The organism is Affinirhizobium straminoryzae (assembly GCF_007004135.1).
GTDB lineage: Bacteria > Pseudomonadota > Alphaproteobacteria > Rhizobiales > Rhizobiaceae > Neorhizobium > Neorhizobium straminoryzae.
In genome coordinates, this window is the sequence record NZ_VJMG01000081.1 from 1 (window position 1) to 23,747 (window position 23,747).

General features: G+C 63.1%; 24 protein-coding genes and 1 tRNA gene. 6 read left to right on the forward strand and 19 right to left on the reverse strand.

Annotated elements, in window-relative coordinates; genetic code table 11:
• Positions 1-1,720 (forward strand): putative maltokinase (locus FNA46_RS23305; RefSeq protein WP_185969973.1); only part of this gene is annotated, 1,720 nt, incomplete at its 5' end.
• The gene (glgB, locus tag FNA46_RS23310; RefSeq protein WP_143127618.1) at positions 1,717-3,933 is read left to right on the forward strand and encodes a 1,4-alpha-glucan branching protein GlgB; all 2,217 of its coding nucleotides are present in this window, start codon (positions 1,717-1,719) and stop codon (positions 3,931-3,933) included. The genes FNA46_RS23305 and glgB, both read left to right, overlap by 4 nt.
• A gap of 53 nt (positions 3,934-3,986) precedes the next feature.
• Here the strand turns inward: glgB and FNA46_RS23315 are convergent, their stop codons facing one another.
• Complete coding sequence (locus tag FNA46_RS23315; RefSeq protein WP_143127619.1) at positions 3,987-4,250, reverse strand: DUF6894 family protein; 264 nt, start codon at positions 4,248-4,250, stop codon at positions 3,987-3,989.
• 127 nt (positions 4,251-4,377) lie between these two features.
• Between FNA46_RS23315 and FNA46_RS23320 the strand changes: the two genes are divergently transcribed.
• Both FNA46_RS23320 and FNA46_RS23325 read left to right on the forward strand, forming a co-directional pair.
• Positions 4,378-5,097, forward strand: a complete 720-nt coding sequence (locus FNA46_RS23320; protein ID WP_143127639.1) for a Crp/Fnr family transcriptional regulator — start codon at positions 4,378-4,380, stop codon at positions 5,095-5,097.
• 135 nt (positions 5,098-5,232) lie between these two features.
• Positions 5,233-5,484, forward strand: coding sequence for a CrpP-related protein (locus tag FNA46_RS23325; RefSeq protein WP_143127620.1), 252 nt, complete (start codon positions 5,233-5,235; stop codon positions 5,482-5,484).
• Positions 5,485-5,782: 298 nt separating this feature from the next.
• On the opposite strand, the gene tig is transcribed toward FNA46_RS23325, so the two are convergent.
• Together tig and FNA46_RS23335 are read right to left on the reverse strand one after the other, a co-directional pair.
• Positions 5,783-7,279 carry a trigger factor gene (tig, locus tag FNA46_RS23330; protein WP_143127640.1) on the reverse strand — a complete coding sequence of 499 codons (1,497 nt, stop codon included), beginning with the start codon at positions 7,277-7,279 and terminating at the stop codon, positions 5,783-5,785.
• A gap of 161 nt (positions 7,280-7,440) precedes the next feature.
• Positions 7,441-7,525, reverse strand: a tRNA-Leu gene (locus FNA46_RS23335).
• Between the two features lie 713 nt (positions 7,526-8,238).
• Between FNA46_RS23335 and FNA46_RS23340 the strand changes: the two genes are divergently transcribed.
• Positions 8,239-8,385 carry a DUF1127 domain-containing protein gene (locus FNA46_RS23340; protein ID WP_143127621.1) on the forward strand — a complete coding sequence of 49 codons (147 nt, stop codon included), beginning with the start codon at positions 8,239-8,241 and terminating at the stop codon, positions 8,383-8,385.
• Between the two features lie 278 nt (positions 8,386-8,663).
• On the forward strand, positions 8,664-8,807 hold the full coding sequence (locus FNA46_RS23345) for a DUF1127 domain-containing protein (protein ID WP_143127622.1): 144 nt from the start codon (positions 8,664-8,666) through the stop codon (positions 8,805-8,807).
• Positions 8,808-8,982: 175 nt separating this feature from the next.
• Here the strand turns inward: FNA46_RS23345 and FNA46_RS23350 are convergent, their stop codons facing one another.
• The 16 genes from FNA46_RS23350 to FNA46_RS23425 form a co-directional block, all read right to left on the reverse strand.
• A complete protein-coding gene (locus tag FNA46_RS23350) occupies positions 8,983-9,207 on the reverse strand; it encodes a hypothetical protein (RefSeq protein WP_143127623.1) in 225 nt (74 codons plus the stop codon).
• A 45-nt stretch (positions 9,208-9,252) separates the two neighbouring features.
• Complete coding sequence (locus tag FNA46_RS23355; protein ID WP_143127624.1) at positions 9,253-9,516, reverse strand: hypothetical protein; 264 nt, start codon at positions 9,514-9,516, stop codon at positions 9,253-9,255.
• 323 nt (positions 9,517-9,839) lie between these two features.
• Positions 9,840-10,781: an NAD(P)H-dependent flavin oxidoreductase gene (locus FNA46_RS23360; protein ID WP_143127625.1), complete on the reverse strand. Its 942-nt coding sequence runs from the start codon at positions 10,779-10,781 to the stop codon at positions 9,840-9,842.
• Between the two features lie 249 nt (positions 10,782-11,030).
• Positions 11,031-11,252: a hypothetical protein gene (locus FNA46_RS23365; protein WP_143127626.1), complete on the reverse strand. Its 222-nt coding sequence runs from the start codon at positions 11,250-11,252 to the stop codon at positions 11,031-11,033.
• Between the two features lie 358 nt (positions 11,253-11,610).
• Positions 11,611-12,528: a PhzF family phenazine biosynthesis protein gene (locus FNA46_RS23370; protein WP_143127627.1), complete on the reverse strand. Its 918-nt coding sequence runs from the start codon at positions 12,526-12,528 to the stop codon at positions 11,611-11,613.
• A gap of 80 nt (positions 12,529-12,608) precedes the next feature.
• Positions 12,609-13,355 carry an NUDIX hydrolase gene (locus FNA46_RS23375; protein ID WP_143127628.1) on the reverse strand — a complete coding sequence of 249 codons (747 nt, stop codon included), beginning with the start codon at positions 13,353-13,355 and terminating at the stop codon, positions 12,609-12,611.
• Positions 13,356-13,443: 88 nt separating this feature from the next.
• Complete coding sequence (locus tag FNA46_RS23380; RefSeq protein WP_143127629.1) at positions 13,444-14,469, reverse strand: ABC transporter ATP-binding protein; 1,026 nt, start codon at positions 14,467-14,469, stop codon at positions 13,444-13,446.
• Positions 14,457-16,151, reverse strand: a complete 1,695-nt coding sequence (locus FNA46_RS23385) for an ABC transporter permease (RefSeq protein WP_143127630.1) — start codon at positions 16,149-16,151, stop codon at positions 14,457-14,459. Before FNA46_RS23385 ends, FNA46_RS23380 begins: the two co-directional genes overlap by 13 nt.
• 12 nt (positions 16,152-16,163) lie before the next feature.
• Positions 16,164-17,144 carry an ABC transporter substrate-binding protein gene (locus FNA46_RS23390; RefSeq protein WP_143127631.1) on the reverse strand — a complete coding sequence of 327 codons (981 nt, stop codon included), beginning with the start codon at positions 17,142-17,144 and terminating at the stop codon, positions 16,164-16,166.
• Between the two features lie 133 nt (positions 17,145-17,277).
• Entirely contained in the window at positions 17,278-18,105 is an 828-nt protein-coding gene (locus tag FNA46_RS23395) for an SHOCT domain-containing protein (protein ID WP_143127632.1), read from the reverse strand.
• A 138-nt stretch (positions 18,106-18,243) separates the two neighbouring features.
• Positions 18,244-19,470, reverse strand: a complete 1,227-nt coding sequence (locus tag FNA46_RS23400; protein WP_143127633.1) for an aminotransferase-like domain-containing protein — start codon at positions 19,468-19,470, stop codon at positions 18,244-18,246.
• Positions 19,471-19,730: 260 nt separating this feature from the next.
• Complete coding sequence (locus FNA46_RS23405; RefSeq protein WP_143127634.1) at positions 19,731-20,465, reverse strand: amino acid ABC transporter ATP-binding protein; 735 nt, start codon at positions 20,463-20,465, stop codon at positions 19,731-19,733.
• Positions 20,443-21,102 carry an amino acid ABC transporter permease gene (locus tag FNA46_RS23410; protein ID WP_143127635.1) on the reverse strand — a complete coding sequence of 220 codons (660 nt, stop codon included), beginning with the start codon at positions 21,100-21,102 and terminating at the stop codon, positions 20,443-20,445. Before FNA46_RS23410 ends, FNA46_RS23405 begins: the two co-directional genes overlap by 23 nt.
• Positions 21,099-21,770: an amino acid ABC transporter permease gene (locus FNA46_RS23415; protein WP_143127636.1), complete on the reverse strand. Its 672-nt coding sequence runs from the start codon at positions 21,768-21,770 to the stop codon at positions 21,099-21,101. The genes FNA46_RS23410 and FNA46_RS23415 overlap by 4 nt, the downstream gene beginning before the upstream one ends.
• A gap of 73 nt (positions 21,771-21,843) precedes the next feature.
• On the reverse strand, positions 21,844-22,629 hold the full coding sequence (locus tag FNA46_RS23420; RefSeq protein ID WP_143127637.1) for a transporter substrate-binding domain-containing protein: 786 nt from the start codon (positions 22,627-22,629) through the stop codon (positions 21,844-21,846).
• A gap of 19 nt (positions 22,630-22,648) precedes the next feature.
• A complete protein-coding gene (locus FNA46_RS23425) occupies positions 22,649-23,380 on the reverse strand; it encodes a GntR family transcriptional regulator (protein ID WP_143127638.1) in 732 nt (243 codons plus the stop codon).
• Positions 23,381-23,747 lie beyond the last annotated feature (367 nt).

Here is a 23,747-nt window from a genome sequence, read left to right on the forward strand (position 1 = left end):
GACCGGCATGTCCCCCTTCCCGCCGATCGGCCAGCTGACCTATCTGCTGACGCTGCCGCCCTTCTCCTTCTACTGGTTCCAGCTTGTTGCAGAGGCGGACGGTCCGGCCTGGCGCACCGAGCCCCCGGAGCAGATGCCGGACCTGACCACATTGGTATTGCGGCGCGACCTGACGGAACTCATCGACGAGGAACGGCTGTCGCAGGCGCTGTCGCGCGATATCCTGCCGGCCTACCTCGCCAAGCGCCGCTGGTTCGGCTCCAAGGGCGAGCGGCTGAAGAGCGCTCGGCTTGTGGCCGCCCAGCCGATGGGCACCACCCACAACATCCTGCTCGGCGAGCTGGAGGCGGAACTGGAAGGCCATACGGAAACCTACCTCCTGCCTCTGTCCACCGTCTGGGACGACCAGCAGCCCTCCGCGCTTGCCCAGCAGCTTGCCATGGCGCGCATCCGTCAGGGCCGGCGCGTCGGTTTCCTCACCGATGGCTTTTCCGTGGAGGCACTGGCCCACGGCGTGCTGCGGGGACTCTGCGAACGCTCGCTCCTGTCAGGACGCACCGGCACGCTGGAATTCCTCGGCACCGACCAGCTGGACTGTATGGCGATCAGCGACGAGATGACGGTGCGCTGGCTGTCTGCGGAGCAATCCAACAGTTCGCTGATCGTCGGCGATCTCGCAATGATCAAGCTGATCCGCCACATCTTCCCGGGCATCCATCCGGAAGTGGAGATGACGCGTTACCTGACGAAGGTCGGCTACGCCAACACGGCACCGCTTTTGGGGGAAGTGGCGCGCGTCGCCCCCGATGGTGCACGCTACACGCTGATCCTCGTGCAGGGGGCCATCCGCAATCAGGGCGATGCCTGGAACTGGATGCTGACCAATCTGCGCCGGGCGCTCGATGAGATCGGGCTGACCCAGGCGGAGCCAGAGGCCGTGGACGACATGATGCGCCCGCTGGTCACTATGGCCGGCACCATCGGCACCCGGCTCGGCGAACTGCATGCGGCGCTTGCGACGGACACGGACGAGGAGGCTTTTCGCCCGCTGCCCGCCCGGGCCGAGAATGTGGAACTCTGGCGGCAGAGTGCAGTCGGCCAGATCGAGAGGGCATTCTCGATCCTCGCCGACCAACGCGCGGAGCTGGAGACCGACACCGTCCGCACCGTGGATGCGCTCCTCAGCCGTCGCGACGAACTGCCCGGACTTGCAGCGGAACTTGCGCAGGCTGCCGAGGGGGTCATGATGATCCGCAACCACGGCGACTTCCATCTGGGCCAGGTGCTGATTGCCGAAGCCGATGCCTACATCATCGATTTCGAGGGCGAGCCGGCACGCGATCTGTCGGAACGCCGGGCGAAAACCATTCCGCTGCGCGACGTGGCCGGTCTTCTGCGATCCCTCAGCTATCTGGCGGCCACTGCGGAGCTGGAAAACGAGGCGGTGACCGAAACGGAGAGCCCGGATCGCACGGCAATGATCCGCCGCTTTACGCAACAGGCGGAGACCGCCTTTCTGGAAGGCTATCTCGCCGCTGTCGAACAATCCGAGGCGCTCCGCGTCGATCCCGACCGACGCCGACGCATGCTCGACCTCTATCTTCTGGAAAAGGCCGCCTACGAAATTGCCTATGAAGCCCGCAACCGGCCCAAATGGCTGCCCATCCCGCTCGCCGGCTTTGCCGCGATCGTGGACAGGCTGACGGAGAAGACTGCATGAACATCGAGCGTTCCGAACTGATGACAGGAATAGATCGCGCGGCGCTGGACGCCCTGGTCGATGGCCGCCACGGTGATCCCTTCGCGCTTCTTGGCCCCCATCCGGCCCAGGGGGCAACGATCATCCGCGCCTTTCTTCCGGGCGCCGAGGGGGTGGAGATCCTCAGCCGAGATGGCAGCGGTACGCGCTTTCGCATGCATGCGATCCATCCCGGCGGTATCTTTGCCGCTGCCATCGATAGGGGGGATGCCTATCGCCTGCGCATCCAGTGGCCCGAGGCCGTGCAGGAGACCGAAGACCCCTATGCTTTCGGCCTGCTCCTTGGCGACCTCGACCTGCACCTGATTGGCCAGGGCACCCATTACGACCTCGGCCGCACACTCGGCGCCCGTGCCATGGAGGTGGACGGTGTCAGCGGCGTACGCTTCTCCGTCTGGGCGCCCAATGCGCGGCGCGTTTCGGTCGTGGGCGATTTCAACGCCTGGGACGGGCGGCGTCATCCGATGCGGCTTCGCCAGCCCTCCGGGGTCTGGGAGCTTTTCGTGCCCAGGCTTGGGCCGGGCGACCGCTACAAGTTCGAGATCCTCGACCGCAACGGCACCGTGCTGCCGCAGAAGGCCGATCCCGTGGCGCGCGCCAGCGAAGCAGCTCCCGCCACCGCCTCGATCGTCGCTGCCAGCCAGCCCTTCCGCTGGACGGACGACGACTGGATGCGCAGCGGCGCAGCCCGTCGCGCCGGCGAAGGGCCGATCTCGGTCTACGAGGTGCATCCCGGCTCCTGGCTCAGGATCGCGGAGGAAAGCAATCGCGTGCTTGATTGGGTGGAACTCAGCCAGCGCCTCATCCCCTATGTCCAGAAGCTCGGTTTCACCCATATCGAGTTGATGCCGATCATGGAGCATCCCTTCGGCGGGTCCTGGGGTTATCAGCCGCTGGGGCTGTTTGCACCGACTGGACGCTACGGCACGCCGGAAGACCTCGCCTATTTCATCGACCGCTGCCATGCGGCCGGGATAGGCGTCCTCCTCGACTGGGTGCCGGCGCATTTTCCGACCGATGTCTGGGGCCTTGCCCGTTTCGACGGCACGGCGCTTTACGAGCACGAGGATCCGCGCGAGGGCTTTCACAAGGACTGGAACACGCTCATCTACAATCTCGGCCGTAACGAAGTGAAGGGCTTTCTGATTGCCTCGGCGCTGGAATGGCTGGAGCATTTCCATATCGATGGCCTGCGGGTCGATGCGGTCGCCTCGATGCTCTATCGCGACTATTCGCGCAAGGACGGCGAGTGGATCCCGAACAAATACGGCGGACGCGAAAACCTCGAGTCCGTGGAATTCTTCAAGCACCTCAACAGCATCATTCACCAACGCTGCAGCCATGCCTTCACGGTGGCGGAGGAATCGACCGCCTGGCCGGGCGTGACCAAACCTGTTGAAGAGGGTGGCCTCGGCTTCGATTTCAAATGGAACATGGGCTGGATGCACGACACGCTCCACTACATGGAAAAGGAGCCGATCTTCCGCCGGCACCACCACGGCATGATGACCTTCGGCATGGTCTACGCCTATTCCGAACGCTTCATGCTGCCGCTCAGCCATGACGAGGTGGTGCACGGCAAGGGCTCGCTGATCGGCAAGATGCCCGGCGATGCCTGGCAGAGGATGGCGAACCTGCGGGCCTATTTCGGCTTCATGTGGGCGCATCCCGGCAAGAAACTGCTCTTCATGGGTGGCGAAATCGGCCAGTGGACGGAATGGAACCATGACGGCTCCATCCACTGGGATCTGCTCGACAGGCCGGAGCATGCGGGCCTGCAACGCCTGGTGGGTGACCTGAACCGGCTCTACCGGGCCGAACCCGCACTGCAGTTCGCAGACCTGCACCCGGAAGGCTTCGAATGGGTCATCGGCGACGATGCGGAAAATTCCGTCTTCGGGCTGCTTCGAAAGACGGGCGACGGCAAAAGCCTGATTCTCGCGCTCAGCAACATGACGCCCGTGGCGCGCGAAGGCTACCGGGTCGGTGTGCCGCAGGAGGGCCGCTGGCAGGTGGTACTGAACACGGATGCCGGGCTCTATGGCGGCTCGAATCTCGGCCAAGTCGAAGTCTGGACCGACGCGGAGAGCGCGCATGGCCATCCACAGTCCGTGATGCTGACACTGCCGCCGCTGGCAACGATATATCTCAAGTGGACGCCCCCCGGAGGCTGATCGCAACGGCGGTCATGGAGAACCCGCCTGCCTGCCGCAGGCGGGCCTCGGCATCACGACAGATGTGAAACGACGTCACTCCTGCGATCCAGCCAGCGCGAGACAAAGGTGACGCTGCCGACGAAGACGGATTGGCCGCGCTGGTCCCGGACCTCGAGCACGATGGACATGGCGTCGCGGCCGAGCAGATCGTCTCTCGCCATGTCGGAAAGAATGCGGTGCGCCTCGCGCTCCACGGCCTCGCGGCCCTCCAGTTCCATGGCCACCGGTCCATACAGCGCGCCGTCATTGAACACATCGAAATAGTAATGGGCCATCGCTCTTACCTCGCCTTTCGTTGGTCCAATCAACCACCCTAAATTTTTGTTCCCGCCTCTGGCACAAAACTGCGCGCCATCTGTTCACCCCTCGACCGAGAGGGGAAGTGATATGGCAGACACGGACATGATCGAGCCTTTGCTGCTCAATCTGGAGCAGCGCGACCGGCTGAGCGACGACGAGCGGGAAATGCTGCGGATGGCAATCACGCGGGAACGACGGGTCGCAGCCCAGGAAGACATCGTCACCGAGGGTGACAGACCCCTCACCAGTTCTCTCCTGCTCGATGGCTTTGCGGCCCGCTACAACATCACCGGTGACGGACAAAGACAGCTCACCTCCCTGCATGTGGCCGGTGAATTCATCGACCTGCATGCCTTCCTTGTGAAGACGATGGACCATGGCATCATTGCGCTCTCGCCGTGCCGCATCGCAATGGCGGATCACAGTGCGTTGAAGACCATCACCGAGAGCGCCCCGCATCTCGCACGGTTGCTATGGCTCGACACCCTGGTGCAGGCGGCCATCAGCCGGCAATGGATCGTGGCCATGGGCAGACGCTCCCGCGCGGCTCACCTGGCGCAGATCATCTGCGAGCTTTACATGCGCCTGCAGATCGTCAACCGCGTTGAGGGCGGCAGCTTCCACTTTCCTCTGTCCCAGACCCAGATGGCCGACATCATGGGCCTCTCCACAGTGCACATGAACAGAGTGATTCAGGAGCTGCGCGCTGCAGGATTCGTGACCTGGTCAAGGGAGCGCATTACAATTCTCGATTGGGGAAGACTGCAACGTTTCGCCGAATTCGATCCGGCCTATCTGAATATTCGAAGTGAACCGCGCTGAACGCTCACAGCAAGTGATTCTGCAAGCATTTTATCCGCAGAAGCCCCAGCAAAAACATGATGAATGATCGGTTAACATCCTTGATCCTGCCAGATGACGCCCATATTAAGCCCCACCTTACATTGGACGACAGACATGAATATTGAGTCTCTTCTTGAATGTCAGGAGCGCGGTGCGCGGGCGCGCATCCTGGGCGCGGTTGCAAGTGACAATCCCTATCTGCTGCGTACGGTTCCGGACATGGACCCGGATACTCAGCAGCAGATGCGCGAGGCCTGGGCCTTCGGCTGGACGATCGAGGATGCCATGCGCCGGATCGATACAGGCTTTTACGGCTTCTTAATCCGAGATGAAGCTTTGCAGCAGACACACAGCCGCGTCGCTTGAGCGGCGCGGCCTCTGCCGGTTAAGGGACCGGCAGCCGGCATGTCCTGCCGGTCAGGGGCTCGCGGACCCCCTTCTCACATGAGTTGGTGAGCCCCGCCTTTTTGAAGGCAAGCCGTTACGCCCCTTCCGTCTCGACATAGAAAGAGCGCATCGACACCTGAGGCGGAGGCGAGCTTTCCGGCTGGCTCTTCGGTGTCGCAGCGTTCCATCCAGCCGTCACCGGCATATCAGCGTCGCAACGAAAAACCCCCGGCGCAGGGCACCGGGGGTTTTCGAAACTGTCAGAGGCGCGTGCGTCTTATTCGGCGTCGCCTTCAGCGGCCTTCTTCTTCGAAGCAGCCTTCTTCTTCGGGGCCGGAGCTTCTTCGCCCTCGGCAGCCTCGGCAGCGTCAGCCTTGGCAGCCTTCTTCTTCGGGGCAGCCTTCTTCTTCTCCGCCGTGTCGGCGTCTTCAGCAGACGCTTCGTCGTCAGCCATCAGCTCGTCCTTCGTCACGGTCTTGTCGGTGACGTCGATTTCGGAGAGCAACTTGTCGATGACCTTCTCTTCGAAGATCGGAGCGCGCAGCGAAGCGGCGGCACCGGGCGTATTGCGGAAGAAATCGAGGATTTCCTTCTGCTGGCCCGGGAACTGCTGCAGCTGGGCGTAGAGGGCGCGCTGCATTTCTTCTTCGGTCACTTCGACGCCGGCCTTTTCGCCGATTTCGGAGAGAACGAGGCCGAGACGGACGCGACGTTCGGCAAGCTTGCGGTATTCCGCACGGGCTTCCTCTTCGGTCGTGTCTTCATCAGCAAAGGTCTTGCCGGACTGCTGCAGGTCGGTGTTGATCTGGCGCCAGATGTTTTCGAACTCGGCGTCGACCAGGCCGGCCGGGGTATCGAACTTGTACATCTCGTCCAGCTGGTCGAGGATCTGACGCTTGACCTTCTGGCGGGTGACGTTGCCGTACTGGCCCTCGATCTGGCCGCGCACGATTTCCTTCAGCTTGTCGAGCGATTCGATGCCGAGCTGGGTGGCCAGCTCGTCGTTCAGCTCGAGGCCAGCCGGGGCCGCGACTTCCTTCACAGTGATATCGAAGGTGGCTTCCTTGCCGGCCAGGTTGGCAGCCGGATATTCGGACGGGAAGGTGACCGTGATGACCTTCTCTTCGCCAGCCTTCAGGCCAACCAGCTGCTCTTCGAAGCCCGGGATGAAGCGGCCGGAACCAATGACGAGATCGGCATCTTCGGCAGCGCCGCCATCGAAGGCAACGCCATCAACCTTGCCGAGGTAATTCATGGTGACGCGGTCGCCGGTTTCGGCGGCGCCATCCTTGGCGGCATAGGTGCGGGCGTTTTCGGCGATCTTGAGGATCTGCTCGTTGACCTCGTCTTCCGAGACTTCAACGACTTCGCGGGTCACCTTGATGCCGCTCGTCGGCTGCAGTTCGATCGGCGGAATGACTTCGTAGGACAGGGTGAATTCGAAATCGACCTGAGCGTTGAGGATCTTCTCGGCTTCGGCTTCATCCTCGGTCATCGAGATCTGCGGCTGGGTGGCCGACTTCTCGCCACGCTCGGAGAGGATGGCAGCGGGACGGTCGCGCACGATCTCGTTGACGAGCTCGGCCATCACCGACTTGCCGTACATCTTCTTCAGGTGGCCCATCGGCACCTTGCCCGGACGGAAACCGTTGACGCGCACCTTGTCCTTGGCTTCCGCCAGGCGCTCGTTCATGCGCTGTTCCATGTCCTTGGCCGGGATTACGACCTTGATTTCGCGCTTCAGCCCTTCAGCGAGCGTTTCGATAACCTGCATTGTCATACCTTCATATCATGCGGCGGTGCTCACACAGCCGGGGTTTCCATGAGCACGACGCCGGAACCTGTCGCCGGTCGTGGCTTCGATGCAATCTCGTTTGCGCTGGGGCTCATGCTGCCGCCAGGCGGATCAGGCCTGCGGCAATGCTGCCGCGGAACTGGTGCGGGTAGAGAGACTTGAACTCCCACGCCTTGCGGCACCAGAACCTAAATCTGGCGTGTCTACCAATTTCACCATACCCGCGCCCCGATACCACGTCGAAATTCCTCGCGCAGAGGCCTTCCGGAGCGCGCGTCTCTATAACAACCGTTTTTTCCCCACGCAAAGGAAAAATGACAACCGCAGCACCGTCTCCCGGGCGCACATCCCCTCTTCAACAGGCAAGCCCGCGGCAAGGTTAATTTACCAAATTCTAATGGATTGGCGATAGTGTGGTTCACGGCGATACAGAGCCATGAGGTGAGGGAATAGCTCGCATTCCCTTATTGCACTGCACAAAATGCGGCAATTCGCTATAGTAGCTTCAAGAGGAACAGAGATGTTCCAACGACGTGGCGGTCGGGAGCCCTGCTCTGCAAAAGCCTCGGGTATTTTCCCGAACGAATTTCGTGGTTTCGCACTCCTCCTCCCGGCGAACCACGATGGACTGGCGATACTCCTCCTCCCGATCGCCAGTCACTTTCCTGACGCCCACCGGTCCTCCTCCCCCGGTGGGCGTCTTCATTTGTGCGCCCCGCCCTGGCAACAGACCTTCCCCAGCTCCAATCCTGCCCGTTTTTCGCTCATTTGCGGCCATCATCCTTAACGATTTTGGCGGAGCAATGCGCGTAATGCATAGGTGTCATACAGGATGGGCGCTGTTCTTATACGCGGTGCAGCATATACTGCATTCAATCGATTGAGAGACATGCCGATCGGCCCTGCCACGGCGCACCAGAGACCAAAGGACGAAAACCATGAACATCGCACGCTCGCTCAACAACTGGCGCAAGTACCGTCAGACCGTTTCCGAACTCGGCCGCATGTCGGACCGCGAACTGACCGACCTCGGCATTGGCCGCTCCGACATCCGCCGCATCGCTCGCACCGCCGTCGGCATCTGATCTGCAACGACAGGCGGCCCTCGGGCCTCTTCCAAAACGCCTCCCATTCCGGGGGGCGTTTTTTTGTGCGCCGTTTCCACGCCGCGTCCAATCTGCCGCTTAAATTTCGGCCAAAGATGCAAATTTCGGCACCACATTGCACAAATGCATGGCAGTCGCTTCGATTTTGCACTGCACCTTCATATTATGCGGATGTATAAGAGCGCCATCGCCGGCAACGAGATCGTGACGACCACGGTTCGACCGGCAGGCAAAACAAAAGTCTTGAGGAAACACCCATGAACCCGATTCGTCTCGCCAAGAGCTGGATCAGCTACCGCCGCACGATGAACGAGCTCGGCAGTCTTTCGAACCAGGCCCTCAGCGATATCGGCCTGACCCGCTACGACATTCGTTCGATTGCATCCCGTTCGTTCCGCTGATTGGCGGAAACATGATCCTGCAGCCCGCGCCATGACGGCGCACGGACAGCATAACGCATGACCAGCCCCCAGGCATCCGCTTCGGGGGCTTTATGCTGTCTGGAAGCAGGCATTACGAGACGGGGCGCAGAACATGTCTGCGCCCGGTCTCGTCCCTCTGGCAAAGGCCAGGGGGTTATGGCTGGATCGGCTGACGATCCATAAGCTTCAGCGTATGGTCGGCCTGGACCTGGTAATGTTCCACATAGGCATGGCCCTGGTCGATCACGTCCTGCGAGACCCAGTCACCGACCGAGTGGATGCTGAGACGGCCATTGGCGGCGTGCCGCAGGTCTTCCGCGAAGACGACGGTGCTGGCGCCGATCAATGCGGCAAAGGTAAAGGCAATTACGCGTTTCATTTCGCTTCGCTCCTCAAATGATCCGGAAGACCTGAAGGCCTCCGGTTACTGACTTTCCAACAGTTGCGAATCCACAAATTTCAGGCGTCCGTCCGGCTGGACGATGTAGGTGACGCTATAGGCGTCAGAGCCGGCATAGATCTTGTCGTAGACCGGCGTTCCGGGCGGTGCCTTCTGCAGATGGGCCGTCGCTTCCGTCTTGTAGACCTGATCGCGGATGGCATCATCCGGGATCGGGCTGGCGGCGAATGCGGCAGTCGTGCCGGCAAGGGTTACGGCGAGGGTCGCGGCTGCAATCAGCTTGGCCATGGGAGTAGCTCCTTCTTCTGTTTCCTCGCGCCGTTCATTGCGACGCACCATGGACATGGGAGGAAAAGAGAAGCGAAACAACGGCAACACTGCTCACCTTAGCGTGTCTGTTTCGCGAACGGTCGTGAAGGATACGCAACGCCGAAGATTATATTTTTATTTCAATGACTTGAATTCTAGAACCTGCGCTTGCGGAGTTGGATTCCATCTCTCACAAGGATGTGAGCCATGGCAATTTCGCAATAGCATCCCCACCACACATGCAATCTACGCAACACAAGTGCGCTGCGGGGCAGCATCATGCCCCTTCCACAGGACCGCGTTCACGGGACGAGGAAGCGATCCCCGGCCGCACCCCGCATGACCCGGCCGTAATCGTCGATAAGGCGCCTGCACAGTTGCGCCACCGTGGGAATGTCATCGATGGCGGACACGCCCTGCCCCGCCGACCAGACGCTTTTCCAGGCCTTGGCCTCGCTGCCCAGATCCATCGGACCGTGCGACACGAGTTTCTGCGGGTCGAGACCGGCCGCCACGATGCTGGCGCGCAGGAAGTTGGCGTTCACGCCGGAGATGGCGTCCGTGTAGAGGATGTCTCCCGCACCAGCCTGCAGCGTCATCTGCTTCTGGGCCTCGCTCACCATGGATTCCCGCGTCACCAGGAAACGGGTCCCGAGATAGGCGAGATCCGCCCCCATCAGGCGGGCCGCTGCGATCTGTTCGCCCGTGCTGATCGCGCCGGACAGCAGGATGGTGCCCTCAAAGAAGGAGCGAATTTCCGGGATGAAGGCAAAGGGGTTCAGCGTGCCCGCATGCCCTCCGGCCCCCGCGCAGACGGCGATGATGCCGTCGACCCCGGCCTCCGCCGCCTTTTCCGCATGGCGCCGGCTGATGACATCGTGGAAGACGAGACCGCCATAGGACTGCACGGCCTTCACCACATCCGCAACGGCACCAAGCGAGGTGATCACGAGCGGCACCTTGTGTTCGACGACGGCCTTAAGATCGGCTTCGAGCCGCGGATTGGAGCGGTGCACGATCAGATTGACGCCGAAGGGGGCGGCAGCGGGATGCGGCGCCAGTCGCTGCCGGATCTCGTCCAGCCAGGCCACAAAACCCTCGGTCGTGCGCTGGTTCAGCGCCGGAAAGGTACCGACCAGCCCGGCGCGGCAGGTTTCCACGACGAGATCCGGTCCCGATGCCAGGAACATGGGCGCCGCAACAGCCGGCAGGCGAAGCGTCTCGAACGATTTCGGCAATGGCATCATGTCCTCCCCAGGCACACGCGATGTCTAATCCTCGGGCACAGGTATAAACCGCAGTTTACGTAAACGGCAAGTTTTGAATGCTCCTGCGATCCGACCGCAGGGAAAGCGGGATAGGGAAACGGAAAGGGCGCGGGGAAGATCTCCCCGCGCCCTTGTGCAATCTTCGGCCTTCACGCGTCTCGGGAAGGCTTTTCCGTCTCGCGGCGCCGGCGGGCAGGAGATGATCGCCCGCTCCACCGACCACCCTTAGTGGTGACCGCGGGCGGCCGCCACCATATCGCGCAGCATGTCTTCGCGTCGAACGCCCTGCCGATAAAGCTCCATGGTGATGGCAGCCAGTCGATTGGTTTCCTCCTGATCGTCATCGGGGCAGATCTCGGCCCGAAGGCGCTCAAAAACCTGCTGGCACCGCGCCAGATCCTCGGAATTGAGAGGATCATCGCTCGGCCTTTTTTCGCTCCTGATCATCAGGGTCTCCTTGCATTTCGAATCACCGCAGTGGCCCGGCGGCTGCCATAGGCCTGAACAAGGCGGCGACAATCTGTCTGTTGGTGGGTGCGGGGCTGACCATGGGGCGCGCTGCGCTCCGCACGCCGTTCCTGCCCATGGGCTGCCACGCATTGTCGGGGAAGGTCAGCGGAAGCGGACAAGACCGCACGCCGGACAAGACCGGACGGTCTGCACCGGCGGTTCCATGGCGCACATCGTCATAGCAACATGAATGATCGGTATCGGCATCGTCCTTCTCCCGCACGGCCCCAATAACGGACAAGCCGGTTTGCGGTTCCGGCGCGGTGAAAAGATTTTGATTCCGCCGTGCGTGGTGTCAGACGTGGAAGGTGCCGGAGGCAACCTTGACCGCCTGTCCACCAATACGAGCACGCGAAATGCCGCCATCCTTCACATCCATGTGAAGGTGGATGTAGGACGGTCGCCCCATCTCGACCCCCTGCTCGATCAGCAGCGGGTGATGCCCGTCCGGGAGCGCATCGAACTGGTGGATAGCACCAGCCAGCGCCGCCACGGCACCGCCGGTCGCCGGATCTTCGGCAATGCCCATGTCGGGCGAGAACATGCGGGCATGAAAGCGTGCGGCATGGTGTACGCCGCCCCGGCAATAGGCATAGACCGAGGCAAGCCGCCCTTCGACCAGGGGCGCCGCACGCTCCCACAGCGTGGCATCGAAATCGATCGACTCGGCGGTTGCCAGATTGTGCAGCGGGACCATCAGAAACGGCACGCCGGCGGTCCAGATTTCCGGTACGTGATTCTCGAAGCCGATATCGGCAAGCTTGACGCTGAGCGCGTCGGCCAGTCCCTGCCGGTCAAGACCAAGCGGGATGCGCTGCGGATTGCGCGGCAGATCGAATTCGGCAAAGCTTGCCTGCCTGTCCGAAAGCCGCACGGCACAGCGAACGGGACCGACATTTTCCTCCAGCACGCAGACAAGATCGAGATCCGGCCGCTCGTCCGCATGTCGCCGCTCGGCAAGCGCAATCGCGGCACCGACCGTCGGATGGCCGGCAAAGGGGAGTTCACGGGTGGGGGTGAAGATGCGCAGCCTTGCCGCATGGGCCGGATTTTCGGCCTGCTGCACGAAGACGGTCTCGGACAGGTTCATCTCACCAGCCAGCGCCTGCATGGCTTCGTCCGTCATGCCATCGGCGTCGAAGACCACGGCCAGCGGATTGCCCTGCAGCGCCTTGTCGGTGAAGACGTCGTAAATGGCATAGTTCAGACCCAAGGAAGCCTCCCCCTTTGTCGCGGCACCATCACGGCCCGGTGATAAGATGCGGGCCAAGGTGCCCGAGACAACCCGGCGGATCAACCCGCCGCGTTCATCCTGCGCGCGAAAAAGAACGCGAGAATGATCGGCGTCAGGTCGTGATAGCGATGCGCATGGCCCTCGTCGGCCGTGAGCGCGAAGACCGCATCGATTTCCGGTTCCGTTTCGCCCTGCATATGGCGCTCTACGCGCCGGCAGATCTGTTCAGCCGTCTCGGACAGGTGAAAGAAGCGGAACACGAAGAATCGGCGTCCGAAATGCACGGCATAGAGCGCCGGCTCTGCCGTCGCCTCCCGCTTGAGATCGATTCCGGTTTCTTCCAGCACCTCGCGCGTCATGCTGCCCAGCACGTCGCAGGTGCCGTCGTCGCGCACATCAGAGAGGTCGAGCGAACCGGTCGCGAAATAGACCTTGCCGGCATTGGCGGTGTGGGGCGCCATGCGGATCGCGATCGGCAGGCCATCGGCGGAAATCGGCACGGCGCTCGCATTGAGAAACAGGCCTTCGGTCGGGCTTACGTGCTTGCGCCACCACAGCGTGGTGGCAAAGCCGGTGGCACGTGCCGTGGCATGGATCACGCCCTCCCGCAGCACCATCTCTTCGGGCAGCAGCACCTCGCCGTTGAACAGAGCCGGATTGGCGGCAACCTCCGCCGCCCAGTTTTCGGCAATCTCGGCGGCGGCCAGCGCCTCCAGCCGATGGCGGCCGGGAGCGACCCGCATCTCGATGCCGGCGATCTTAAAGACGGTGCGTTCCGGCGGCCAGGCATTCAGCGGTTCAGTCACGGTCGGGCTCCGGTCGGATGGACGACGCAGACCTGCACTCTCTGCGTCTCTGGGAATGAGGAAGGGACAATAGCGCCCTCTCCCGCGCTTACAACCGCCAAGCGGAGCGGATGACGACGCGGATGCGCTCGCCGACCGTCACGGGACGCCGGCTGAAGGCGCGCAGTGTCTGGCCATCGGGGAGCCTCAGGCGCAGCGCATGGCGCTCCCCCTCGAACACCGCAGTCTCCACCACCACGTCGAGGCCCTCATCCGAGATCACCACATCCTGCGGACGCACCAGAACATCGGCCAGATGGGCGCCGGGCTTCGGCCCGAAGCAGGCCTGCAGGGCTGGCCATTCCAGCGCGCGGTCCGCACCGACCGGCCAGGCAAGATGCAGGATGGCGCCCTGCCCGATCAGACCGCCCACCAGACGTCCCTCCGGTCGGGCATAGATCTCCTGCGGCGACGCCAGCTGCAGCAGACGTCCCTCGGCCATGACGGCGACGTCGGTTGCCAGCGCCATGGCTTCCGCCTGGTCATGCGTCACATAGATCATGCTGGCGCCGGAGCGGGCGTGGAACTCGCGGAAGGTTTCCTCCATCTCCTGGCGCAGATGCCGGTCGAGATTGGCAAGCGGCTCGTCGAGCAGCACCACGTCGGGATCGGTGACCAGGCAGCGGGCCAGCGCCACGCGCTGGCGCTGGCCGCCGGAAAGATCGGCGGGACGGCGGTCCGCATAGGCTTCCAGCCGCACGGCTTCCAGCGCCTCGCGGATCTTGCGGTCGCGCGCCGCGCGCCCCACGCCGCGCACCTTCAGCGGATAGCCGACATTTTCGGCCACCGACATGTGCGGCCACAGCGCATAGGACTGGAAGACCATCGCCATGTTGCGCTTTTCCGGCGGCACCATGGCATTGACATCCGCAAGACGCCACTCGCCGAGAAAGATCTCGCCATCGCTCGGCTGTTCGAAGCCGGCAATCATCCGCAGAACCGTGGTCTTGCCGCAGCCGGAGGGGCCGAGCAGGGCCAGGAAGCCGCCTTCGCGAATGTTGAGAGAAACCCCCGTGACAGCCGGCTTGCCTGTACCGAAATCCTTGGACACATGGTTGAGGATCAGCTGCGCCACGGCACCACTCCTTTGGGCAGCCGGTTCGCCATCAGTTCGAGAAGAACCATCATGACCACCACCATCGCCACCACCAGCACGGAGAGCGCCGAGGCGAGGTTGAAGCTGCCGCTGTCATCGAGATTGTAGATCGCAACGCCGAGCGTCTGCGTGCCGGCGGACCAGAGAAGCGCCGAAACCGTCAGCTCGTTGCAGGCGATCAGGAAGACCAGAATGACCGCCGCCCCGGCGGCCGGTGCTACGAGCGGGCCGAGAATATCGCGCATGCGCCGCCCGAAGCCCGCGCCCGCCAGCCGCGCCGCCTCCTCCAGCGAGGGGTCGAGCTGGCGAAAGGCGCTGGCGATCGGCCGGAGGCTCACCGCAAGGAAGCTGGAGAGATAGGCAAACAGCAGGATCCAGAGCGTGCCGTAGATCGATACGCCGATCAGCGGCAGCGGTGCCGCAAACAGCAGGATGCAGGCCACCGCCAGCACGATGCCCGGCAGCGCATAGGGAATATCGGCAAGCGCGCTGATCACCGCCGCCAGCCGCCGCCGGCTGCGCGCCACCACATAGCCCATCAGCACCGTGATCAGCAGCAGCCCGAAGGCGGTGGCAAGCGACAGGCCGATGGAATTGGCAAAGGCCGTTCGCGTTACCGCCTGCCGCAGGATCACCTCCTGATAGGCAAAGGTGGTGGCGGTCTTCAGCGTCAAGGGCACGCCATAGGCGGGCGCCAGCGAACTGGCGACGAGGGCGGCAAAGGGCATAACGAGGATCGCCACCAGCACCAGCCAGAGCAGGATTTCGCTCGCCCCGCGCCAGGCCTTCAGCTGGAAGACGGCGGTACGGCCGGAAAGACCGATGATGCGGTAATCGCGGCCGCTCAGCACTCTCTCCTCGACGAGAAGGCCGGCAATCGACAGCAGCGCGATGAGGCCGGACAACAGCGAGATATCGCCAAAGGTATTGGCGCCGAAGCTTGCGAATTTCGCATAGATCAGCGTCGTCAGCGTATAGATCGAGGCCGGAATGCCGAGGATCGCCGGAATGCCGAAATTGCCGACATTGGAGACAAAGGCCATGGCGGCGCCTGCGGCAAAGCCCGGCAGCGTCAGCGGCAGGATGATGTCGCGCATCACCTGCAGCGCCGAGGCGCCGGAAAGGCGCGCCGCCTCGATGCCATCGCGCGGCAGCGCCAGAAGGCCGGCGCGCAGCGACAGATAGACGAGCGGCGCATTCTGCACGCCGAGCAGCAGGGCAAGCCCGCCCAGCGAATAGAGCGGCTGCGGACTGCCGAGCGGCGGCGCCATGCCGACGGCCTTGAGCAGCGTGCTGGAGGGGCCCGTGAGGCCGATCCAGGAAAGCGCCGTCACCTGCGGCGGGATCATCATCGGCAGCATGAAGAGGAAGCCGAGAATTCCGCGGCCGCGAATATCGAACAGGGTCAGCAGAATGGCAAACACACCGCCGAGCAGGACCGAGACCAGCATGCCGAAAAACGAGGTGGTCAGCGTGTTCCACAGCGCCGTCCACAGCGCAGGATCAGAGAGAAGCCCGTCACCGCCGCCACGGATGAGCGACAGGATGCCGGTCACGGCAAGCCTCCCCAGCGGCAGCACGCTCAACAGGAACAGGGAAACAAGGATAAAGGGAAACAGCCAGCGCGGCTGGCTGCTTCCTCCGAAAGCGTGGCGAGGCATCAGAGCGCCGGATCAGTTGCTGCCGAAGATCTCGGAGAAGGTCTTCAGATCCTTGTCGGTGTTCTTCAGCGCCTCTGAGGCATTGAGCGGCATCAGCTTGATCGTTTCGCGGGCCGGGAAACCGGCCGGAACCGGCATGCCGTTGCGAGCCGGGATATAGCCGAGCTTCAGGAAGCCTTCCTGCCCCTTGGCCGACAGTACGTAATCGACAAACTTCTTGGCGGCGTCGGCATGCTTGGTGCCGCCCATGATGGCGACCGGCTCGGTGACGGCGGAAACGCCTTCGGCCGGGAAGACGAATTCCACCGGCGCGCCCTTGGCCTTTTCGCGGATCGGCATGTAATCGACCACGACGCCATAGGCCTTCTCGCCGGTGGCGACCGACTTCAGCACGGCACCGTTGCCGCCGGAGGCCGTCGCGCCATTGGCCTTCAGCGCGCGGTAGTAATCCCAGCCGAGGCTGGCATCGCCGGTCAGCGTCTGGGCATGGATCAGCGCAGCGCCGGAGGTGAGCGGGCTCGGCATGGTCACGAGACCCTTGGCTTCCGGCTTCACCAGATCCTTCCAGCTCGTAGGCTTCATGGAGGCCTGCGTGTTGTACATGATGCCGGTGGTGATCAGCTTGGTGGAATAGTAGTAGCCGTCCGCATCATAGAGCGAGCCGTCATAGGCCTTGGCCTCGGGAGACTGGTAGGCCAGCAGGCGCTTGTCCTGCTTCAGGCGCTCGAGCGTCACCGTGTCGGAGATCAGGAGCACGTCAGCAACCGGATTGCCGGCCTCGATCTCGGCCATCAGCTTGGCCATGATCTTGGTGGTTCCATCACGCACCCACTCCACCGTGATGCCCGGATTGGCAGCCTTGAAGCCATCGACGGTGGCCTGCGCATCCTCGTTGGGCTGGCTGGTATAAAGCACGAGGTCGGCGGCATGCGCCGACGCGGTCAGTGCGCCAAAGGCGACGAGAGCGGTAAAAGCGGAAAGAAGCGTCTTCATGGGGCAGTCTCCTTGTCTCGGTTGCCCCGCTTAACCATGGTCGTCTAACAGAGATGTGACAAAGTCGACTCGCAGAGGCAGGAATGGCAACCGGCGGGCGCCGCGCCATCTCGGCCTCTCCCCCGCAGCCCCGTCAGAGACGGGAGAGAAGCTCGGTTTTCTTGGCGGTGAATTCGGCTTCGGTCAAAATGCCGGCTTCGCGCAGCGCGGCAAGCTTTTCGATCAGCGCCAGGATGGCCGCACCGTCCGCCGGCGCCGCAACGACCTCGGGCTTGACCATCGGCGGAACCGGCGGGATCGCCGAGGGCTCGGCGGGACGAGGCTCGGCGACCTCCTGCGTGGATGCCGCAGGCACCGGAACCGGGAAAGCCGGATCGGCAGAGGCACCGGCATTGCTGTCCGGCGCGGCGGCGGGCGCTGCCTCATCGACGCGCCGCAGGCTGCTGACGGAAAACGAGCCGTATTGGCTGGAAAAGGTCAGGCCGGTATTGGAGCCCTGCTGCTGCCCGACGCCCGAGATGAAATGGTCGCCGGTGTCGTAAAGATGCACGCCTGCACCATCCTTGATCGCGAGGCGGCGATGGTTCGGAAACACCGCATAGGCGCTGTCATTCTGCGCGCCGGTGCTGGAGGGAGAGCCCAGCCACTGCGGCCACCAGGCCGAGGCAGCACCGCCGGCGCTCGGCAGGTGGATGCGCCCCGACGACAAGGCCTGCGACAGGGCATTGCAGAGCCCGTCCACCGTGTTCTTCAGCCCGTAATTGAACATGTCGCCGACCATGGTCATGCCACCCAGCATCCACTGGCCGCTGCCGCCGAGTTCGCCGATGTTGAACTGCGCCATGGTGCCCTGCCCGCGCTGCACCGCCAGCAGCATGGCAAGGGCCGCGTCCTCGCTGACCCCGTATTGACGGGCGATATCGATGAGTACGCGGCGTGTGTCTTCGGAAAGGCCCTGCATCCGCTCGTCCTCCTGCCGTCTCAACCGGATGCGACGGCACCCGGCGGCGACATGCCCTGTCATGGCACAGCGCCGCCGGGAAAGCGAAGAGATTCGCGACGAAACGCGATCGGACGCGGCAAAGGCCCGCGGCAGACGTCAGGCGGCCTTGGCTTCCGCGCTGCGGATCAGGCGACCGAGACGCTGGATGCCTTCCTCGATCATCGCCTCGTTGGCGCAGGAGAAGGAGAGGCGCAGCGTGTTGGCACCGGAGCGATCGGCAAAGAAAGCCTGGCCGGGCACGAAGGCCACCTTTTCCGTCTCGAGCGAGCGGGCCAGCAGTTCCGCCCCATCCAGCCCCGCCGGCAGCGTGACCCAGATGAACATGCCGCCTTCCGGCTTCGTCCAGCTGGCGCTGGCCGGCATGTACTTCGCAAGGGCTGCCAGCATGGCATCGCGGCGCGCGGTGTAGGCGGCCTTGATCTTCGCCACCTGCGCATCGAAAATCCGCTCGGCAACCGTTGCGATGGCGATCTGGTTGATCGTCGAGGAATGCAGGTCGGCCGCCTGCTTCATCAGCACCAGCTTGCGGATGACCGACATGTTGGCGACGACGAAGCCGACGCGCAGGCCGGGCGCCAGCGTCTTCGAAAAGCTGCCGGAATAGATGGTGCGGGTGTTCTCGATGCCGCCCTTGCGGGCAATCTCGATCGCCAGCAGCGGCGCGATCGGCTCGCCATCGTAGCGCAGCGACTGGTAGGCGGCGTCCTCGATGACGGCGATGTCGAGTTCGTCGGCCAGATCCAGCACCTTCTCGCGGCCCTGGCGATCCACCGTCTCGCCGGTCGGATTGGCGAAATCGGCCGAGAGATAGGCAAACTTCACCGCGCCGCCATTCTTCGCCGCCGTGTCGCGATAAGCGTCCGGCGTGCGGTTGCCGTTCGGCGTCAGCTGGTCGTAGTTCGGCTCATAGGCATTGAAGGCCTGCAAGGCGCCGAGATAGGTCGGCCAGGTGACGAGGGCGGTATCCTTTGGCGAAAGGAACAGCTTGCCGAGATAATCCAGGGCCTGCTGCGAACCGGAGGTGATGAACACGTTATCGACGCTGCAGGGAATGCCGATCTTTTCCATTTCGCCGACCAGCCATTCGCGCAGCGGCTTGTAGCCTTCGCTGACCGAATATTGCAGCGCGGCGTTCACCTGCGGGCTGGAGAAGATGTCCGCATAGGCATCCTTGAAGGCCGCATCCGGAAACAGCGCCGGATCGGGAATGCCGCCGGCAAAGGAGATGATGTCCGGCCGTTCCAGAAGCTTCAGAAGTTCGCGAATTTCGGAAGCGCGCATCCTGGACGAACGCGTCGCAAAGATATGATCCCAATCGAGCACCGATGTTTCCTCATATTTCAATTCTTCTGCCATCTGCTTTACACAATATCCAACAGGTCAGCAATACTGACCTATCGAAAAGATCCCCTCCCCGGCATGTTTTTGACCGATGGCGACCTCCTCCGGCTCCTCCAGGATGGCTGCATGAACAGCGGGCACGCTTTCCTAACAGAATCGCCTGACACCGGAAAGCAGCACGACGAGGGCGGCGGAACCGGTCCGCCGCCCTCGTCGTGACAATAGTGATTCTGGGAAGCGGTTCAGGCGTGACCGGTCATGCCGAGGAACTGGCGCAGTTCCGGCGTCTGCGGATGGGCAAACACGTCCTCCGGCGGCCCGATCTCGTGCACGCGCCCCTGATGCATGAAGACGACGCGCGAGCAGACATCGCGCGCGAACTTCATCTCGTGGGTCACCATCAGCAGCGTCATGCCCTCCGCCGCCAGTTCGCGCACGACGGCCAGCACTTCCGACACGAGTTCTGGATCGAGCGCCGAGGTGATTTCGTCGCAGAGCAGCGCGATCGGCTGCATGGCAAGCGCGCGCGCAATCGCCACGCGCTGCTGCTGGCCGCCAGACAGCTGGTCGGGATAGGCATCGAACTTGTGGCCGAGGCCGACGCGGTCGAGCATCTTGCGGGCCATGACCTCGGCTTCGGCCTTGCCCGTCTTCTTCACCACCATCTGCGACAGCATCACATTGCCGCCGGCCGTCAGGTGCGGAAACAGGTTGAACTGCTGGAAGATCATGCCGACCTTCAGGCGCAGCGCCTTCAGATGCACCTCGTCGTCCGCAAGCTGGGCGCCGGCAACGGAGATGGAGCCGCCGCTGATCGTTTCCAGCCCGTTGATGCAGCGCAGAAGCGTCGACTTGCCGGAACCGCTCTTGCCGATGATGGCGATCACCTCGCCCGGCTGCACATCGAGATTGATGCCCTTCAGCACCTCGTTGGCGCCAAAGCTCTTGCGAACCTCAGTGATTTCGATGAGCGACATTGAGCTTCCTTTCGAGGATCTGGCTGCTCTTGGACAAGGGCCAGCAGAGCGCGAAATAGATGAGGGCCACGAAGCCATAGACGGTGAAGGGCTGGAAGGTGGCATTGGTGACAACGGTTCCGGCCTTGGAAAGCTCGACGAAACCGATGATGGAGGTGAGCGCCGTTCCCTTGACGACCTGTACCGAGAAGCCGACGGTGGGGGGGATGGCAATCTTCAGCGCCTGCGGCAGGATCACGTAACGCATCTGCTGCAGGCGTCCCATGCCAAGACTGGCCGAGGCCTCCCACTGGCCGCGGGCGATGGATTCCACACAGCCACGCCAGATTTCCGTGAGGAAGGCCGCCGACCACAGGATCAGCGCCATGCCGGCGGCAAGCCAGGCCGGCACGTCAACGCCGAACAGGCCGAGACCGAAGAAGGCGAGAAACATCTGCATCAGCAGCGGCGTGCCCTGAAACAGCTCGATGTAATAGCCGATGGCTTTCGACAGCCAGCGCCGCGGGCTGATGCGTGCGAACAGCAGCGCAAGGCCGAGCAGGCCGCCACCAATGAAGGAGACGAGCGACAGCAGCACCGTCCAGCGGGCGGCCAGCAGCAGATTGCGCAGAATGTCCCAGGTGGTGAATTCGATCATGCCGCCGTCCTCCTCGGAAAGAGCGCCCGGCCGACAAGCGTCATGACCTGCCGCACGATGACGGCCAGCACCAGATAGATGACCGTGGAGACGATATAGGCCTCGAAGGCGCGGAAGGTGCGCGACTGGATGAAGTTGGCCGCGAAGGTGAGGTCCTGGGTGGCGATCTGCGAGACGACGGAAGAGCCGAGCATCACGATGACCACCTGCGATGACAAGGCCGGCCAGATGCGCTGCAGCGAAGGCACCAGCACCACATGCCGAAAGGTTTCCACCGGTGACATGGCAAGGCTGCGCCCGGCTTCGAACTGGCCCTTCGGCGTTGCCTGGATGCCGGCGCGGATAATCTCGCAGCCATAGGCGCCAAGATTGATGACCATGGCGAGATTGGCGGCCGTCAGTTCCCCCATCTGCACGCCGATCGACGGCAGGCCGAAGAAGATGAAGAACAGCTGGATGAGGAAGGGCGTGTTGCGGATCAGCTCGACATAAAGCCCGACCGGCGCCTTCAGCCAGCGCGGCCCGAGCGCGCGCGCCCAGGCACAGAAAATGCCAAGCAGAATGCCGAGCACCCCACCGACGGCAATGAGTTCGAGGGTGATCATCACCCCCTTGAGGATATCCGGCGCATATTGCGGCAGCCAGCTGAAATCCAGATGATACTTCACGGGGTTTCTCCCGATGAGCAGCCGAAGGATGCGAGGCGAAGGCAAAGCCCCCGCCCCGCGTGGGAAATGCGGCTTACAGATCTGCCGGGATGTCCTGGCCAAGCCACTTCTGGGCGATCTTGTTCAGCGAACCGTCCTTCTTGGCGGCGTCGATGATGGCGTTCACCTTTTCCAGCAGGGCCGGCTCGTTCTTGTTGAGGCCGATGAAGCAGGGCGAGTTCTTGATGAGGAACTTCAGCTCGGGACGCTTCGGCGGGTTCTTGGCAAGAATGGCGGCTGCCACCACGTTGCCGGTGGCCACCACCTCGACCTGGCCGGAGAGGAAGGCGGAGATCGTGCCGTTATTGTCCTCGTAGCGCTTGATCGTTGCGTCAGCCGGCGCGACCTTGGTCAGTTCGAGGTCTTCGATGGCGCCGCGCGTGACGCCGACCGTCTTGCCGGACAGCTCTTCCGGCTTGCTGACCTTGACGCTGGCAGGCGCAAAGACGCCGTTGAAGAAGGGCGCATAGGCCACGGAGAAATCGATGACCTTTTCGCGGTCCGGGTTCTTGCCGAGGCTGGAGATCACCAGATCGGCCTTGCCGGTCTGCAGATAGGGAATGCGGTTGGCGCTGGTGACCGGCACCAGTTCCACCTTCACGCCCAGCTTCTCGGCGATCAGCTTGGCAGTATCGATGTCATAGCCCTGCGGCGCCATGTCGGTGCCGACGCTGCCGAAGGGCGGAAAATCCTGGGGAACGGCGACGCGCAGCGTGCCACGGGCAGTAATGTCGGACAGGGCATCGGCATGCGAGGCACCGGCAAAGCCGAGCGAGGCAGCAAGAACGGTGGCGGCAACAAACAGTCTTCTGGTCAGCATCAGGGGTCTCCTTCTGGGGCTATCGGTTGATGATCTTGAGCATGGGAGAGGCGGAGGGCGCCTCGGTATCGGGCTGCAGACTGCGGCGCAGGTCGGCGAGCGGGTCCGGCCGACGCGTGAGATCCAGCCCCTCCTCCACCTCATCGAGATGGCGAATGGCGAGGGCTGCGGCCGCTTCGGGATCGTTCGCCTCCAGCGCCGCCACGATGGCGCAGTGTCCGTCATGGGACTGCAGGGCGTGAACCACCGACTGATACATCAGGGAAATCAGGATGGTGCGGGCGGTCAGGTCCCGGAGCACCTCGGTCAGCACCGGATTGCCGGCAATTTCCGCGAGGCGAATATGGAAATCGCCCATCAGACAGGTCAGGCGCTGCCGATCGGCTGCGGCAATGGCCTGCCTCTCATCCTCGAGATGCCGGTGCAACGCTTGCCGGTCTTCAGCCTTCAGGCATGGCATGGTCCGCAAAAGGCCGGACTCGATGATGCGGCGCGCGCCATAGACATGCCTTGCCTCTTCGGCCGAGGGTTCGGACACGAACCAGCCGCGCCGGGGACTGACGGTGACGATACAGCGTGCCTCCAGCCGCATCATGGCTTCCCGCACCCGGGTACGGGAGACGGAAAACAGCGCGGCCAGCTGGTTTTCGCTGAGGCGGGCGCCGGGCTGAATGCGGGCCGACAGAATGGCATCGACAATAGCCTTGTCGATGGACTGGAGCTGCGGCGGGACTGTGGACAAATCTTGCATACAAGACTGGAAAGCAACCCGCATGCCAAAGCTGAAAACGGCAGAGGCTCTGGCCGTCCGATGATTGCGGAATGCCGCATATGCCGATCAAGCAGGCGACAGGCTGCGAAAAATCAGGCAGGGCGCTAACGAAAAAGGCCGGGCGGAAGACCGCCCGGCCATCAATCCGCTCCTGAAAAGCGCCTTGTGCGATCGACAATCGCCGAGGTGGCCCAGAAGACCCCGCCGCCTCACTGGAGCCGACCGGATCCGGCGGCACCAATCCCGGATAACGGGATACAGGCTGCAGCCTCGACAAGGCCGCGCGCATGCTATTGCCGCGAAACCGCGGTCTCACATTCGCTGGAAATGCCCCAGAGTTTCCGGT